Source organism: Vibrio sp. M260121, from assembly GCF_036533715.1.
In the GTDB taxonomy this organism is placed as follows: domain Bacteria; phylum Pseudomonadota; class Gammaproteobacteria; order Enterobacterales; family Vibrionaceae; genus Vibrio.
In genome coordinates this window covers 44,001-60,503 of the sequence record NZ_JATABF010000001.1, presented here as the reverse complement: position 1 = coordinate 60,503, position 16,503 = coordinate 44,001, and the positions used below count along the sequence as shown (strand labels likewise).

The 16,503-nt window shown below is 45.3% G+C and carries 13 protein-coding genes; 7 read left to right on the top strand and 6 right to left on the bottom strand.

The genetic code is table 11. From position 1 onward, the window contains the following. Nucleotides 1-57: 57 nt before the first annotated feature. Nucleotides 58-1,143 carry a chorismate synthase gene (aroC, locus tag QTO06_RS00295; protein WP_039842461.1) on the bottom strand — a complete coding sequence of 362 codons (1,086 nt, stop codon included), beginning with the start codon at nt 1,141-1,143 and terminating at the stop codon, nt 58-60. Nucleotides 1,144-1,364: 221 nt separating this feature from the next. Next, nucleotides 1,365-2,297: a 50S ribosomal protein L3 N(5)-glutamine methyltransferase gene (prmB, locus tag QTO06_RS00290; RefSeq protein ID WP_005433096.1), complete on the bottom strand. Its 933-nt coding sequence runs from the start codon at nt 2,295-2,297 to the stop codon at nt 1,365-1,367. 61 nt (nt 2,298-2,358) lie between these two features. Between prmB and smrB the strand changes: the two genes are divergently transcribed. After that, entirely contained in the window at nt 2,359-2,889 is a 531-nt protein-coding gene (gene smrB, locus QTO06_RS00285) for an endonuclease SmrB (protein WP_009698558.1), read from the top strand. A gap of 103 nt (nt 2,890-2,992) precedes the next feature. On the opposite strand, the gene sixA is transcribed toward smrB, so the two are convergent. Beyond that, nucleotides 2,993-3,457: a phosphohistidine phosphatase SixA gene (gene sixA / locus QTO06_RS00280; protein WP_005438776.1), complete on the bottom strand. Its 465-nt coding sequence runs from the start codon at nt 3,455-3,457 to the stop codon at nt 2,993-2,995. Between the two features lie 377 nt (nt 3,458-3,834). Here sixA and QTO06_RS00275 point away from each other — a divergent pair, with 377 nt between their 5' ends. Continuing rightward, complete coding sequence (locus QTO06_RS00275; RefSeq protein ID WP_331406476.1) at nt 3,835-6,612, top strand: insulinase family protein; 2,778 nt, start codon at nt 3,835-3,837, stop codon at nt 6,610-6,612. 97 nt (nt 6,613-6,709) lie between these two features. Next, complete coding sequence (locus QTO06_RS00270; RefSeq protein WP_009707352.1) at nt 6,710-6,964, top strand: hypothetical protein; 255 nt, start codon at nt 6,710-6,712, stop codon at nt 6,962-6,964. Between the two features lie 67 nt (nt 6,965-7,031). Here the strand turns inward: QTO06_RS00270 and fadJ are convergent, their stop codons facing one another. Together fadJ and fadI are read right to left on the bottom strand one after the other, a co-directional pair. Then, nucleotides 7,032-9,146: a fatty acid oxidation complex subunit alpha FadJ gene (fadJ, locus tag QTO06_RS00265; RefSeq protein WP_331406475.1), complete on the bottom strand. Its 2,115-nt coding sequence runs from the start codon at nt 9,144-9,146 to the stop codon at nt 7,032-7,034. After that, entirely contained in the window at nt 9,146-10,453 is a 1,308-nt protein-coding gene (gene fadI, locus QTO06_RS00260) for an acetyl-CoA C-acyltransferase FadI (protein ID WP_005433092.1), read from the bottom strand. The genes fadJ and fadI overlap by 1 nt, the downstream gene beginning before the upstream one ends. A 631-nt stretch (nt 10,454-11,084) precedes the next feature. Between fadI and QTO06_RS00255 the strand changes: the two genes are divergently transcribed. The 4 genes from QTO06_RS00255 to QTO06_RS00240 all read left to right on the top strand — a co-directional run bounded on the left by QTO06_RS00255 (nt 11,085) and on the right by QTO06_RS00240 (nt 15,517). Next, nucleotides 11,085-11,660: a sigma-70 family RNA polymerase sigma factor gene (locus QTO06_RS00255; protein ID WP_331406474.1), complete on the top strand. Its 576-nt coding sequence runs from the start codon at nt 11,085-11,087 to the stop codon at nt 11,658-11,660. After that, nucleotides 11,653-12,387, top strand: a complete 735-nt coding sequence (locus QTO06_RS00250; protein WP_331406473.1) for a DUF3379 domain-containing protein — start codon at nt 11,653-11,655, stop codon at nt 12,385-12,387. Before QTO06_RS00255 ends, QTO06_RS00250 begins: the two co-directional genes overlap by 8 nt. Nucleotides 12,388-12,685: 298 nt before the next feature. Further along, nucleotides 12,686-13,909 carry an outer membrane protein transport protein gene (locus QTO06_RS00245; protein ID WP_039842468.1) on the top strand — a complete coding sequence of 408 codons (1,224 nt, stop codon included), beginning with the start codon at nt 12,686-12,688 and terminating at the stop codon, nt 13,907-13,909. A gap of 309 nt (nt 13,910-14,218) precedes the next feature. Next, a complete protein-coding gene (locus QTO06_RS00240) occupies nt 14,219-15,517 on the top strand; it encodes an outer membrane protein transport protein (RefSeq protein WP_331406471.1) in 1,299 nt (432 codons plus the stop codon). A gap of 93 nt (nt 15,518-15,610) precedes the next feature. Here QTO06_RS00240 and QTO06_RS00235 read toward each other — a convergent pair whose 3' ends face one another. Then, nucleotides 15,611-16,390, bottom strand: a complete 780-nt coding sequence (locus QTO06_RS00235; protein WP_009707358.1) for an MlaA family lipoprotein — start codon at nt 16,388-16,390, stop codon at nt 15,611-15,613. Nucleotides 16,391-16,503: the final 113 nt, after the last annotated feature.

Below are 16,503 nucleotides of genomic sequence, written 5' to 3'. Positions count from 1 at the left end.
GAAAAAAGGCTGCTCACTGAGCAGCCTTTTGTGTTTCTATCGAGTTAAGTTTCAAACTTAAATCTTTGGAGTCTCGGTTTGTACGCCATGGTTTTGACCACGATGACGTAGCAAGTGATCCATAACGACAATAGCCAGCATCGCTTCTGCGATAGGCACGGCGCGGATACCCACACATGGGTCATGACGACCTTTAGTGATCAACTGAGTTGGTTCACCTTCTTTAGTGATGGTTTCACCTGGAACCGTAATGCTTGAGGTTGGTTTAAGCGCGATGTTTGCGACAATCTCTTGACCAGTAGAGATACCGCCAAGAATGCCGCCTGCGTGGTTGCTACCGAAGCCTTCTGGCGAAAGCGTATCACGGTGCTCGCTGCCTTTTTGGCTTACCACGTCAAAACCATCGCCGATTTCCACGCCTTTCACTGCATTGATGCTCATTAGTGCGTGCGCAATGTCTGCATCCAAACGATCAAATACAGGTTCACCAAGACCAACAGGTACATTCGTTGCCACAACCTGAATTTTTGCGCCAATAGAATCGCCTTCTTTTTTCAGGTCACGGATAAGTTGATCAAACGCCTCCACTTTGTCTGCATCTGGGCAGAAGAACGCGTTGTTTTCAATTTCATTCCAATCCACTTTGTCGATTGAAACGTCACCCATTTGCGACAAGTAAGCGCGGATTTCGACACCGAACTCGTCTTTTAGGTATTTCTTAGCGATTGCACCAGCCGCCACACGCATTGCCGTTTCGCGAGCAGACGAACGGCCGCCACCTCGATAATCGCGCACACCGTATTTTTGGTGGTAAGTGTAATCAGCGTGTCCTGGACGGAACTTGTCTTTGATGTCTGAGTAGTCTTTAGAACGTTGGTCTGTGTTCTCGATCATCAGACCAATTGAAGTACCTGTGGTTTTACCTTCAAAAACGCCAGAAAGAATTTTTACTTCGTCCGGTTCACGACGTTGGGTAGTGTAACGTGATGTGCCAGGACGGCGACGGTCGAGATCCGTTTGCAGATCTGCTTCAGTGATTTCCAAACCTGGAGGGCATCCGTCTACGATACATCCTAGTGCGATACCGTGACTTTCTCCGAATGTCGTTACTCGGAAATGTTGTCCGATACTGTTTCCTGCCATTACTTCCTCAAGTTCTTGTCGCCACGCTCTCCATGAGCGCAACTGCTTTTCAATTCTTCGTGGAATCATAGTGGCGGTATTACGTTTTGATGTAAAGCCCGATTTGGCGGAAAAAACAAAACATCCGAAATTTTCCAAGCTCAGTGCGAAGCGGATAAAAAAACACCGAGCACTGGGCTCGGTGTTTTCAATGTCTATTCGAATGGTTGATTTAAACAGACTTAGTCTTTGTACAGTTTGAACTCTTCTGCACACTCAACCAATTGGTCACGCGTTAGCATGAATACGCCGTGACCGCCGTTCTCGAACTCAATCCAAGTGAATGGAATTTGTGGGTACTGTTCCATCATGTGAACCATTGAGTTACCTACTTCACACACAAGAATACCGTCGTCTGTTAGGTAGTCTGGCGCATTAGCAAGAATACGGCGAACCAGTTTTAGACCGTCAGTACCAGCAGCTAGACCTAGTTCAGGCTCGTGCGTGAACTCATCTGGCAGGCTGTTCATGTCTTCTTCATCCACGTAAGGTGGGTTAGACACGATCAGGTTGTATTTCTCTTTTGGAAGATCGCGGAACAAGTCTGAGCGGATTGGGAATACTTGTTGCTCCATGCCGTGATCTTGTACGTTTTGCTCAGCCACTTGTAGAGCGTCTGTAGAGATGTCGATCGCGTCAACTTCTGCTTCAGGGAAAGCGTGCGCACAAGCAATCGCGATACAACCAGAACCCGTACATAGGTCCATGATACGCGTAGGCTCTTCCACCAACCAAGGTTGGAATTCCGCTTGAATCAATTCGCCGATTGGAGAACGTGGCACAAGTACACGCTCATCAACGAAGAACTCAAGACCGCAGAACCATGCTTTGTTCGTTAGGTATGCAGTTGGTGTACGCTCGTTGATGCGTTTTACTACGCGCTCAACGATACGCAGACGCTCGCTTGTCGTTAGGCGAGAGTTCAATACGTGCGGAGGCACATCAATCGGCAAGTATAATGTTGGCAGGATAAGCTGAACCGCTTCATCCCACGCATTATCAGTGCCATGACCGTAAAACAGGTTAGCTGCGTTAAAGCGGCTTACCGTCCAACGAATCATATCTTGAAGGGTATGGAGCTCCGATACCGCCTCTTCTACAAAAATCTTATCCAAAATTGCCTCCGAAAAGCGCTACAATACTGCCATAAATTGTAAAAATGAAATTGTTTACCTAATGAGCAAAAAAGACACCGAACACGATGACGATTTCGCCTTGTTTAAGGATGCAGTACAGGGCGTAAAAAAGTTGCGACAGGATACCATAATCCAGCAACCAAAAAAAAATACTAAGCAAAAAGAAATCACACGCTCAAACCGTGAAGCGAGTGATTCTGAGTTTTACTTTTCTGATGAGTTTGTTCCGCTTCTTAATGAAGAGGGACCAACTCGTTATGCGCGTGACGATGTGTCCACTTATGAAGTGAAACGTCTTCGTCGTGGCGTATACGTGCCTGACGTTTTCCTAGACATGCACGGCATGACACAACAAGAAGCCAAGCGAGAACTCGGTGCGATGATCGCGTACTGCGTGAAAAACGAAATCCACTGTGCGTGTGTACAACACGGTATCGGAAAGCACATTCTGAAGCAGAAAGCGCCGCTTTGGTTAGCTCAACATCCAGACGTAATGGCATTCCACCAAGCGCCTCTAGAGTTTGGCGGCGATGGTGCCCTACTGGTGCTGCTGTCTATTCCAGAAAAATAACTCACCGAATTCAAGAAGTACTTCTCGGACGAGCAAGAACGACAAAGGCAGGTTAACCCTGCCTTTTTGTTTTTCTCGAGCCATTGTCCCGAGAGCTAGTGTTCTATGGCGTGATGTGCCAAAGCACTTCACCGCGTTGTGTTTGCGGATCAAATTCAATGCACACTAAGCCAGATGTTGGAAACATTGGTGGCGTCATGTCTTTCACAAACTCCGAGGTAAGGTAGCCCACCAGCGGCAAGTGCGACACAAACAGCAGAGACTCCAGCTTCTCAACTTCAATCAACGCGTTAGCGAAATCAAACACTTGGTCGGATTGACCGTAAGGCGTGATGTCTTCACACGTTTCGATGCTCTTGGCCGAAAAGTGTGCGCTGATTTCTTGCCAAGTTTGCTGCGCTCGAATGTACGGGCTCACCAGTACTTTGTCGAATTGAGCAAAACCTTGCTCTTTACATGCTCGGGCAACTGCTTCCGATTCAGTTCTGCCTCTTGGGGTCAGTTGTCTTTCTGCGTCGGTGTTCGCAAAATGCTCAGCTTCACCGTGACGCAAGATAAATATTTTCATGTTATTTCCTAGGGATAGCTAACGCTACCAAAAGGTTGACTGCTATCTTTATACGGATAGCGGGCTAACTTTAATAATGTCGAAACAAAAATACTGATATAATTATCGGTTCATTATACCAATTCGCTTGCTAAAGATAGCGACTTTCTTAACAATCTATTAAAAAGAATATACTCAGTTCATCACATTCTACGATGAAGTTATGAACTCAGTGCATTCCTTCGAATAGCTCGAACCCCATAGCAATTTGCTGATGGGCTTATGCAGTACTCTTACGAATAACAAAAATGCGGCAAGCAGTATTTGTCGAAGCGCAAACTTTGCGCCTCCCCGCTCGGGGATCATAATTACTGTAATGCGAAATCTGGAGACGCATCGTGCACCTAAGTCCAAACGATTCAAATCAATACCGCTACATTACATTGAGTAATGCCCTGCGCGTGTTGCTGATTCATTCCGACACGGCTCAACAGTCGGCAGCAGCCCTAGCAGTAAACGTTGGGCACTTCGATGATCCGATGGATCGCCAAGGTCTGGCACACTATCTAGAACACATGCTTTTTTTGGGTACGGAAAAATACCCTAAAGTGGGCGAGTTTCAAAGTTATATTAGTCAACATGGTGGCACCAACAACGCTTGGACGGGCACCGAGCACACCTGTTTCTTCTTCGATGTCACACCAACTGCTTTTGAAACTGCGCTTGATCGCTTCAGCCAATTTTTTACCGCACCACTGTTTAACGAAGAAGCGTTAGACAAAGAACGCCAAGCGGTCGACTCCGAATACAAGCTCAAATTGAATGACGATTCTCGCCGTCTGTATCAAGTCAACAAAGAAGTCATCAACCCAGAGCACCCGTTTTCAAAATTTTCTGTCGGCAACTTAGATACACTTGGCGATCGCGATGGCAAATCCATCCGCGACGAGATAGTTGAATTTCACCACTCACAGTATTCTGCCGATTTGATGACGCTGACTTTGTTTGGTCCGCAATCTCTTGATGAGCAGCAAGCATGGGTAGAAACCATGTTTGCCGACATTCCAAATCACCAACTACAAGGCAAGTCGATCGATGTGCCTATTGGTACTGAAGACAGCACAGGCATCTTGGTTCAAGTCGAGCCAATTAAAGAATTCCGTAAACTGATTCTCACGTTCCCAATGCCGGGAATGGACGCGCACTATAGCGTGAAGCCCCTCTCCTACTTTGCTCACCTGTTGGGTTACGAAGGTGAAGGCAGTCTGATGCTTCAACTCAAAGAGAAAGGCTGGATTACCTCCCTTTCTGCAGGCGGCGGTGCGAGTGGCAGTAACTACCGCGATTTCACCGTAAGTTGCACACTGACGCCGAACGGCTTGGACCATATCGATGACATCGTTCAAGCGGTATTCCAATATCTCTCCATGATCAAACAAGATGGTATGGATGAGTGGCGCTACTTGGAAAAACAAGCGGTGTTGGAATCTGCTTTTCGCTTCCAAGAGCCATCGCGCCCAATGGATTTGGTCAGCCATCTAGTGATCAACATGCAGCATTATCAACCGGAAGACACGGTTTATGGTGACTACAAAATGGCGGGCTATGATGAAGCGCTTCAACGCTCATTACTCCAGTATCTTTCAGTTGAAAATGTTCGCGTTACATTGATAGCAAAAGGCTTGGAATACAACCAAACCGCAGAGTGGTACTTCACGCCTTACTCGGTAACGCCATTCAGCGAAGAACAACGCCGTTTCTATCAACAAATCGACCCAAGTTGGCAATTCGTTCTTCCAGAAAAGAACCCATACATTTGCTACGAACTCGATCCAAAACCGTTTGAAAACGGAGGAGCATTGCCGGAGTTGGTGGAAGATGTAGAAGGCTTCCGTTTATGGCACTTGCAAGACGATGAATTCCGAGTACCAAAAGGTGTCGTTTACGTCGCTATCGATAGTTCACACGCTGTAGCATCACCGAAAAACATCGTGAAAACGCGACTATGTGTTGAGATGTTCCTCGATTCTCTGGCAAAAGAGACGTATCAAGCTGAAATCGCAGGCATGGGTTACAACATGTATGCTCACCAAGGCGGCGTCACGCTGACATTATCGGGCTTCAGCCAGAAACTACCTCAACTGCTAGAAATGATTCTGCATCGCTTTGCTGCGCGTGAGTTTAGCCCTGCTCGCTTTGAGACCATTAAGCAGCAACTATTGCGCAATTGGCGAAATTCATCGCAAGATCGTCCTATTTCACAGCTTTTTAATGCACTAACAGGCCTACTCCAACCGAACAATCCACCATTCGCAACATTGGTTGAAGCATTGGAAGAGATTGAAGTGGATGAGCTGTCAGTGTTTGTTGAATCGATTCTTGCCGAGTTGCATGTTGAAATGTTTGTTTATGGCGATTGGCAGCGTCAGCAAGCTCATGACATGGCAAACACATTGAAAGACGCACTTCGTGTAAAAGAACAACGTTACGAAGAAGCGCTTCGCCCACTCGTCATGCTGGGTGAAAACGGCAGTTTCCAACGCGAAGTGAACTGTAACCAGCAAGACTCAGCTGTAGTGATTTATCACCAATGCGAAGACATCTCGCCTCGTAACATTGCACTTTATTCCTTGGCAAACCACCTAATGTCGGCAACCTTCTTCCACGAGATCCGAACTAAACAACAGTTAGGCTACATGGTTGGTACAGGGAACATGCCACTTAACCGCCATCCGGGGATTGTGCTTTATGTACAGTCACCGAATGCTGCACCAGCCGAACTGGTTACCTCAATCGATGAGTTTTTAAATGCGTTCTACATGGTGTTGTTAGAGCTCAACGAATACCAGTGGCACAGCAGTAAACGCGGATTGTGGAACCAAATTGCAACGCCTGATACTACATTACGTGGGCGAGCGCAGCGCCTATGGGTAGCAATTGGCAACAAAGACACCGACTTTAATCAGCGCGAAAAAGTGTTGGAAGAGCTTAAAGAGTTAACTCGCACTGACATGATTCGCTTCGTAGTCAATGAGCTTAAACCTCGTACTGCTAATCGTTTGGTAATGCATTCACAAGGCATCGCCCATGAGGACGCACCGCGTATCAATCTTGGTTTAGAAATTGGCTCGATAGAAGAGTTTCAGCTACGCCCGAAAGACTTCGGTCTCGGATGAGAGAAAGAATGGTAGAAATGGCATAAAATGGTAAAAGTAGTAATTTAGTTTATGCTGTAATTACCTTGTTCAACAAATTCGCAAACACGAGGAATACATGAAAAAGCTACTTTTAATTGCTGCTGTACTAATGCCACTTGCACCTGCTGCTTACGCTGATATCACGATTAAAGGTGATGATTTTGAGCTAAGTGACGACTGTTTGCGCCTTGATGGTGACAATGTATCAATTAAGTCTGATGACTGTTCATCAGGCAAGCATGACAAAGACCACAAAGGTAACGCAAGCGTTCATGGTGACGACAACCCAGGCAAAGGCCACGACAAGGGTAAAAAAGACAAAAAGAAATAATGTCTCATAACCTCAAATACAAAAAAGGCTTGCATCACGCAAGCCTTTCTCTTTTTAGCGCTAGCCATTAATCATAGAAGTTACGACCTTCACCCGCGCGAGTGAGTAAGCCATCACACGGCGCGTAACGATCGCCGTATTTCGATGCAAACTCATTCATTTTCTCAACCAGCTCTTTCAAACCGAATTGATCCATGTAACGGAATGGGCCACCTAGGAATGGTGGGAAACCAATACCAAAGATCGCACCGATATCACCATCGCGTGGAGAACGGATAATACCGTCGTCCAAACAGCGAACGGCTTCGTTGAGCATCGGCAGTACGCAACGCAATGCAATGTCATTGTCGCTTAGCTTGGATTCTGGCGTCAGGTTCAATAGCTTGTACACTGACTTATCGACTTCTTTCTTCTTACCTTTGTAGGTGTAGAAGCCTTTACCACTCTTACGACCTTTACGACCATCGTTCAGTAGTGTGTCGAATACGTCTGGACCTTTAAATCGTTCGCCCAATTCGTTAACCAAGATCGGCATGATCTTAGCACCGATATCCACACCGACTTCATCCAACAATGTGATAGGACCAACTGGGAAACCGAAGTCGAGCAGCGCTCCATCAAGTTGTTCGATCGGCTCATTTGCCAACAAGATGTGTGCAGCTTCGTTCATATAAGGCGCAAGAATGCGGTTTACATAGAAGCCCGCTTTATCTTTCACGACGATCGGCGTCTTGCCCTGCTTCTTCGCTAGTGCAACAACGGTAGAAATGGTCTCTTCTGACGTGGTTTCGTGAGGAATCACTTCCACCAATGGCATTTTCTCCACTGGGCTGAAGTAATGCAGACCGACGATGTTTTCTGGACGCTCTGCTTTTTCTGCAATTTTGTGAATTGGTAACGAAGACGTGTTAGTCGCAAAGATAGTCTCTGGTTTTGCGTTCGCTTCAATATCCGCAACCATCGTCTGTTTCAGGTCAAGATCTTCAAACACGGCTTCGATAACCACATCAATATGGTTGAAGCTTGTGAAGTCAATGCCACCAGACAGTTGCAGCATTTTAGATTGCAGGCCCGCTTTAGAGATAATGCGGCGCTTACGCTGCTTTTCGAACAACTTGTAGTTGTAGTTCAACGCGTTAAGCACGCCATCATTGCTGACGTCTTTAATACGTACTGGCACTTTTGCCTTCGCAACAGAAACATGGCTGATGCCTGCCCCCATTAGACCACCACCCAAAACGCCAACTCTGTTGACAGTTGCAGGCTCGGCTTCCGCACCGTTTTCTTTCTTCATTTCAGTAGTAGCAAAGAAAATAGAACGCAATGCTTTTGATTCTGAGCTCATCACCAATTCGCCAAAGCGCTTCGCTTCGAGCTCTTGACCTTGAGCAAAGCCTTTTTCAAGACCGTGCTGAATGACTTCGAGAATCGCAACCGTTGCTGGGTAGTTACCGCGGGTCTTCTCATTGGTTTTCTTCGCGGCTTGCTCGAATACAAACTTACGACCTAAACCGCTGCCCGACATCAACTTCTCTTTTGTCGATTGCTTCTTGTTACCTTTGTTCTTCCCTTTTTCGAGATGCATCTTCGCGACATCGAGTAAGACAGTCTCTGGCACACATGCGTCAACCACACCCAACTTTTTCGCTTTCTTTGCACGCAGTTGTTTACCTGTAAGGATTAAATCCAACGAAGGTAATAGACCAATCAAACGCGGAAGACGTTGAGTACCACCGGAGCCTGGCAGCAAACCAAGTTGCACTTCAGGCAAACCAAGACGCGTTTTATCGGAATCAGTACACACACGGTAGTCACACGCTAGAGCAAGCTCTAAACCGCCACCTAGACATGGACCGTGAATCGCAGCGACAACCGGATAAGGCAGATCAGATAGCTGTTGGAACAAGTCTTGGCCTTGCTTAGCCAATGCTTCCGCTTCACTCGCCGTTGTGCACGCTTCAAGCATACGAACGTCAGCGCCCGCAACAAAGTTATCTGGTTTTAGGGAGTGAATAATCATCCCTTTCACGCCGCTGGTGTCTTTCAATTGAGCGAAAATTTCTTTCATCTCATCTGCAAACGCCGCTTGCAGCGTGTTCATTTTCTCGTTTGGCACATCGATGGCTAGCCAAGCAATGTTCTGCTCATCAATCTTTAGACTAAATGCTTTTTGCTCGCTCATTACTCAACCTCCAAAATCATTGCTGCACCAAGACCACCTGCGGCACATGCAGTATTCAACGCAAGACCACCGCCACGACGTTTAAGCTCACGCAGCGTTTGCGTCATCATACGTGCACCAGTTGCGGCAAATGGGTGACCGTAGGCAATGGAACCGCCAAGGACGTTGAACTTATCCATATCGATTTCACCTATCGCTTTCGAGCGACCTAGGTTTTCTTGGGCAAATTTATCAGAAGCAAACATCTTTACGTTCGCCAATGCTTGAGCAGCAAAGGCTTCGTGCATATCAATAAGCGTTAGGTCTGAAAGCTCTAGACCGGTGTTCTCCAACACTTTTGCTGTTGCGTATGTTGGCCCCATCAGCATGTCCATTTCTACGCCAATGGCTGAGAATGCATAACCGCGGATGTAGCCAAGTATTTCCATACCCAGCTCTTTCGCTTTGCCTTCACGCATTAACATCACCGCCGCACCGCCATCGGTTAATGGCGTACTGTTCGCGGCTGTTACGCTGCCGTATTGACGGTCGAAAGCCGGACGCAGTTTCGCGTAGCCCTCTAATGTAGAGTCATGACGAATGTTGTTATCTTCAGAGATCCACTTTTTGTAAGGTTCTGGGAAAGCTGTCATCACTTCGTCTTGGATCTTGCCGTCTTTCCAAGCTTGCGAAGCTAGAGAGTGAGAACGGTGCGCCAAAGCATCTTGCTCTGCACGAGTAATGCCGTGTGACTTCGCCATTTGCTCAGCAGTTTGACCCATTGAAAGACCCGTCGAGTACTCAGCTACCGCAGGTGGTACTGGCATCAAATCTTTAAAGCTGAGTTTTTTAAGAATGTTGAGCTTTTGACCCAACGTTTTGGTTTTGCTTAACGCAAGCAAGTTAGCGGCAAGTTTCTTCGAAACACCAATTGGCAGAACAGATGAAGAATCCGCACCACCCGCGATACCAACATCAATGCTGCCCGCCATAATGCTCTCTGCCACGTTGACTGCAGCTTGGAAACTGGTCGCACACGCACGAGTTACGCTGTAGGCATCAGTATGGATGTGCATTCCTGTGCCAAGTACGATTTCACGCGCAATGTTTGGCGCTTCTGGCATTTGAACTACTTGTCCAAATACCACTTGTTCGATGAGTTTCGGGTCGATGTCTGTACGAGCAAGCATTTCGCTCACTACCATTTTGCCTAAATCGACCGCTGGCACCTGGCTGAACTCAGTGCTTTGACGAGCAAAGGGGGTTCGTAGCCCTGCGACAATAGCAACACGTTCACCGTGGCGTGTTTTCACTTCCTGCTTGCCCATTGTTTCTCCTTAAATACAAGAGGTCTGACCTGATGCATTGTAATCAGTTTGTTAAATTTATCAAACGTGCGTTTAAATAAACGTGAAGCGAGTAGATCTATTGCTCTAGTTCATTGATTATTCGGCGATTAAGAATGATTAACTATAGTGAGTAAAACAGAGGAGAAGTGTGCGGAAGGTAAAATTGAAGCAAAAAAAAACCACACAAAACTGTGTGGTCGGAATATCTATAAAACAATTAACATACGCCAATTGTAAAATTAATCAGTTTCCTGATTAGGAGAAAGTAAAGTCAGCCTTCAAAAGGAAGTGTCATCTTGCTCAACATGTTAGTCGTCAATGACTAACTAGATGACAAGATGTACTATAGCCCCTTCACTGCATCAGATTTTGAAATAGATCAATTTTATGGTGATTTTATAGTTTCTGAACGTATCAAAGTACGAAAGAGTCCTGATCACTCTAAAATAGTTGCATGAAAGCGCTTATTAAAACTATATAGAATAATTTATCATCACTTCAAATAAGTGCTTGATCATTGAAGAAGTATATTGTGCTGCTGCGACACTACATCGTGATGTAGTCGGATCGTTCATAAATACAATCGGTATATATGACCTCACAGAGCAAGATGGAGGCTCCTGTGGCAATATTTAAAATGTTTGGAAAGAAAAATTCCAACAGTCCGGTCAACTCTGATATGGACAGACAAAGAAAATACGAAGCTCTTGTTCGGGGCTATCACAGAGACTTGTATCGTTACGCTTACTGGTTATGCAAAGACAAGGCGATTGCAGAAGATTTGGTTCAAGAAACCTGTTTGCGCGCATGGAAGTCACTGGATAGTCTTCAAGATGAAAAGGCAGCAAAATCTTGGCTTATCACCATATTAAGACGAGAAAACGCACGCCGCTTCGAACGTAAACAATTTGATTTGGTTGATATCGATTGCTATGGCAATGATGCTAAAGTCAGCGATGACCCACATCATCAACAGGAATGGCTTCAAGCTCAAATCATGAAGCTTGATGTTGAATACCGTGAGCCTTTGTTTCTTCAAGTTGTAGGCGGTTTCAGTGGAGAAGAAATCGGCAGCATTCTTGATCTAAACAAAAACACAGTAATGACACGCCTATTCCGTGCACGTAATCAATTAAAAGAGATGTTGGATTCTCAAGATACTCAGAGAGGACAAAAAAATGGATGATTTAGAATTTCGTCGTCGTATTTTGTCGGATCCAAAACAGAAGGATGAAGAGATTCTGCAAGCTTTCGCTGAGAGCGACGCTAACAGTAAGTTTGCTGATGATGTTTTGGATCTCGACCTTAAGATTAAGCAAGCCATGAATGTGGATGTGCCTGAAGATCTTGCTGATAAAATTCTGTTTAACCAGACATCGAGTGCGCTAGATGACGAGAAAATCGTAAGACCGAACTTTGCTCGCAAAGCGATGACATTAGCAGCATCAGTTGCATTTACTGCGGGTCTACTCGTAGGTCAAATTAATTGGGGTAACGTTATTGTTTCTCCAGCGCAAGCAAGCCTCGCAGACACTGCAATGAAACACGTCGTGGCGGAAGAGCCGTTCGTTCGCAACATCGATGAAGATGTTTCGAATAAGCAAGTCAATGCGAAAATGATGCCTTTCCATTATCAGCTAAACGGTGATTTCCCATACCACGTCTACTACCTAAACCATTGTGGCTTTGGTGAGTCGAATAATGCACTTCATATCGTCTTCCAAGGTAAAGAAGGCAAAGTCACCATGTTTGTGACTGATGTGAAGAGCGACCAGAAAGTCGACTTTGATAAAGATGGTATGAGTGGTGTTGTGAAACCTGTGGGTAAAGCCAGCATGATTCTTGTTGGTCACAGCGGTGAAGACATCGATGCTATTGCAGCAAAACTTGCTCCAATGATGGAACCGATGTAAGAACTTCATCGAAACTACAATACTAAACAGTAAAAAGCCGCTAAGTTTCGAAATCTAGCGGCTTTTTGTTTATAAGTTCAAAGTAAAACATTCACCCCACCTATTGAGTTTAGAGTCAAAACTCTAAATTATGCACTTTAGGTGCAATTTCCCGACATTTAGACATCATTTCTGCAATTTTTATTCAAATTTATCCAATGGTCGGATTTGTATGGTCCACTCTTAATACTACTATCTGCGCCACTGAGCAAAAGCTCAACTTATCGTCCAAAGAGACGAAACTAATAAGGAATAAATAATGACTCAGAATACGCGTCTGTTTAAAAAGACTCTCCTAGCAGTGACGGTTGCAATGGCATCTGGTCAAGCAATGGCAGCTGGTTTCCAGCTAAACGCACAATCAGCGACTGGTATTGGTCGTGCATTCGCAGGTGATGCAGTCATTGCAGATAACGCATCTGTAATGGCTCGTAACCCAGCAGCAATGGCTCTATTTGACAAAATGGAACTGTCGCTAGGTTTTGAAAGCATTACTTCAATGATTGAAGTTAAAGATGCAACGTACCGCGGTGTAACAGCTCCTCTAGGTACATCATCTAACTACGACGATGCAGGTGACACTTCTATCGCACCAAATATCCACCTAATCGTTCCAGTTAATGACAAATTTGCGTGGGGTGTAAATGCATACTCAAACTTCGGTACTAAAACTGAGTTTGATGACAGCTTTGCAGCTCGCGAGTACGGCGGCCTAACAGATGTGAAAAGCGCAAACTTTGGTCTAGCAGGTTCTTACCGTCTAAACGACCAATGGAGCTTTGGTGCGGGTATCGACCTAATCTACGGTCAAGGTACAATGAAACGTGAAGCAGAAATTCTACCAATGCCTCTACTAGATGTAGATGGTGCTGATGGTTGGGCTGTTGGTTTCAATGTGGGTACTGTATTTGAACTAGACGAAAACAACCGCTTTGGTTTCTCTTACCGCTACAGCCCAGAGATGGAAGCTAAAGACGACAAAGGCCAGAAGATTACTTTACCTCTACCAGATATGGCAGAGTTCTCTGGTTACCACAAAATTCAAGATACCAAGTTTGCCGTTCACTACAGCATCCAATACATCGGTTGGGGAACATTCGACCAAATTGAATTCCGCAACCTAAAAGATTCGGTACTGTCAGGTAGCTACGACAAGCCGTACGAATGGCAAGATGGTTGGCACTACGCTATTGGTGGTACTTACTACCTAAATAATGATTGGACACTGCGTGCAGGCTACATGTACGACACAAGTGCTCAAGCTGACCTAACATCAGTTTCTGTGCCTGACTCTGATCGTCAATGGTTCTCTGGTGGCTTCACTTATCACCTAGATTCAAGCTCGAACATCGATCTTGGCTTTACATATCTGGTTGGTAAAGATGTAGATGTTGTAGAGACAAGTGCGCCAACTGGCTCTTTCACTGGTACAACACGTGCAGATGCTATTCTATTCGGCTTACAGTACAGCCGCAGCTTCTAAGCGTTACGCGACAAGCTAATATAAGCACTCTCTATATAAAAGGCTGGAATTCCAGCCTTTTTTCTTATCTATTATTTTCCATTCACCAAAATTGGGCGCACACGTGTAATCAAAAGCCGTAATTATAACTCACAGGTGTTCGCTGAAACTTTTTCACACAGCCGTTACAGTTAGATAGATCATCTGTATATCTATATATAATTAGATTATAGGACTGAAAACACTGTTTTATTGGCTTTTCATTTTTAAAGTAATAACTCTAGTCGTAAACTTTCGCTCCACGTTATAAATAACTCAGCGAACATTACAATGAAAACCAACAAGACTCTCCTATCAACAGCAGTGGCATTCGGTCTACTTAGTACTTCAGGCGTTGCAAACGCAGCAGGTTTCCAACTTGCAGAATACTCTGCGACTGGTCTAGGTCGTGCATACGCTGGTGAAGCAGCAATGGCTGATAACGCAAGCGCACAATGGCGTAACCCAGCAATGCTAACTTACCTAGAAGGCACACAAGTGTCTGTTGGCGCTATTTACGTAAACCCAAATGTAGATGTTGATGGTCAAATGCATGTTGGTGGTGGTGCTACTCTTCCAGCAAGCTCACATGACTTTGCACACGACGCTGTTATCCCTAACTTCTACCTATCTCATCAGTACAACGACAAGTTTGCTATTGGTCTAGCGTTTGGTACTAACTACGGTATGGAAACGGATCTAGGTAAAGATTTCGCGGCGGCTAACTTTGGGAACCAAGCTAGCGTAACGTCGATGGAAGCGAACCTGAACGCGGCTTACAAACTGAATGAAGCGCTAAGCATTGGTGGTGGTATTCGTTACATCATCGCAGACGGCAGCATTGGTGCATCAGTGCCAAATCACTTCCCTGCAGTTCCTTCTATGAACTTAAAGCCGCAGACAACGTTAAAATACATGGAAGGTGACGATACTGCTTGGGGTTGGCAAGTTGGCGCAGCTTGGCAAATCAATGACAACAACCGCCTTGGCTTTGCTTACAAATCAGCGGTAGACCTAACACTAGATGGTCATGCAACAGGCTGGGCATTCAACCCAATCAACCCTAACGCTAAAAAAGCAGGCTCAATGGACTTAACACTGCCAGCAACAGCGGAACTAGCAAGCTTCCACCAACTAAGTGACCAACTAGCAGTACACGCTAGCATTAACTGGACTGATTGGAGCAGCTTTAAAGAGCTAGTGGCAGATTTCCCAGAGAAATCAGATCTAATCAAATCTGAAAACTGGAAAGACAACTACCGCTTTGCTGTAGGTACTACTTACAAGCTTGACCAAAAATGGACACTGCGCTCAGGCGTTGCTTATGACATGTCAGCGGTTGATGACAAGTACCGCACAACAACCATTCCAGAAACTGATCGTCTATGGCTAAGTGTTGGTGCAGGTTACGAATGGTCTAAAAACCTAACGCTAGACGCAGGCTTCACTTACATCTTTGCTAAAGATGCATCTATCAGTGAACCTCGCGATGCGTCTGATAACGAAGCTGCTCTTCTAGGTGGCGCGTTTACAGGTGAAGTAACTGGTAACGTATGGCTAATCGGTGTTCAAGCGAACTACACGTTCTAAACTGAACGTTATTTATCGATAAAAGAAAGTGACCGATAAAAAGAAAGGCTTGGTGAATACCAAGCCTTTTTATTTTGCTATTTGTTGAAGCGATTAAAAATCTTCTTCTAAGTACTCATCCAAGTATGCTTCTTCGTCTTCATCCACTTCATCAACATTGTTGATTTCCGCTTTAAAGTCTTGGCGCTGTAGGTAAACATCACGCGTTAACACGTAAGGATCTGGCGATGCTTCAAGCTGTGCTTCTTGTGGAACCAATAGCGCACGTTTCTCCATGCCCTCTAGTGCCCACTTACCAAGACCAGCCCAGAAGTTAAGGTAAGACAAGGGTACATACATACCATCTACAGTATCTGTCACTTCACGTAGCGTATAAGGACCATAACCAGGAATCATAAAGTATGGGCCGTTACCAACGCCATAGTGCCCGACTACGCTGCTGAATTCTTTGTTGTCGTACTTAGTAATACCTGCGGCCGTTGCAATATCGAACAAGCCGAAAATACCGAACGTGGAGTTAATCCAAAAACGGTTAAAGTGATCAACGGCTTTAGTGCCGTTACCCATAACAAGGTTGTTTACCACACTTGCTGGCTCATCTAAGTTTGCTAAGAAATTAGCGATACCAGAACGAACCGGCACTGGTGTGTAATCAACGTACGCAAGAGAGATCGGACGAACCAAATACGGGTCTAAGTAATCGTAGTTGATGTCCCACATTGCACGGTTGAAGCCTTCTAATGGATCATAAGCATCAGAAGTCGTTTGATTCGTTTCGTTTTCTTCAGTTACTGCCTCCTCGGGCGCACTTGAACAGCCAACCAGTCCAACTGCGAACAGTAACAAGAAGATGGATTTACCCTTGTTATACATTCTTCGTTCCATAACGACTATTAATATACCTAAGCAACCTTTTGATATAAGTACGGTAAGCACCGAAAGAAAAGTCACTTGGGTATATAAATAAAGGCCAGCAATCGCTGGCC

Coding starts and splice junctions, on each gene's coding strand:
- aroC (WP_039842461.1), bottom strand. CDS start 1,143: ATGGCAGGAAACAGTATCGGACAACATTTCCGAGTAACGACATTCGGA.
- QTO06_RS00250 (WP_331406473.1), top strand. CDS start 11,653: ATGGATGATTTAGAATTTCGTCGTCGTATTTTGTCGGATCCAAAACAG.
- QTO06_RS00255 (WP_331406474.1), top strand. CDS start 11,085: ATGGAGGCTCCTGTGGCAATATTTAAAATGTTTGGAAAGAAAAATTCC.
- sixA (WP_005438776.1), bottom strand. CDS start 3,457: ATGAAAATATTTATCTTGCGTCACGGTGAAGCTGAGCATTTTGCGAAC.
- QTO06_RS00235 (WP_009707358.1), bottom strand. CDS start 16,390: ATGTATAACAAGGGTAAATCCATCTTCTTGTTACTGTTCGCAGTTGGA.
- fadJ (WP_331406475.1), bottom strand. CDS start 9,146: ATGAGCGAGCAAAAAGCATTTAGTCTAAAGATTGATGAGCAGAACATT.
- QTO06_RS00240 (WP_331406471.1), top strand. CDS start 14,219: ATGAAAACCAACAAGACTCTCCTATCAACAGCAGTGGCATTCGGTCTA.
- smrB (WP_009698558.1), top strand. CDS start 2,359: ATGAGCAAAAAAGACACCGAACACGATGACGATTTCGCCTTGTTTAAG.
- fadI (WP_005433092.1), bottom strand. CDS start 10,453: ATGGGCAAGCAGGAAGTGAAAACACGCCACGGTGAACGTGTTGCTATT.
- QTO06_RS00270 (WP_009707352.1), top strand. CDS start 6,710: ATGAAAAAGCTACTTTTAATTGCTGCTGTACTAATGCCACTTGCACCT.
- QTO06_RS00245 (WP_039842468.1), top strand. CDS start 12,686: ATGACTCAGAATACGCGTCTGTTTAAAAAGACTCTCCTAGCAGTGACG.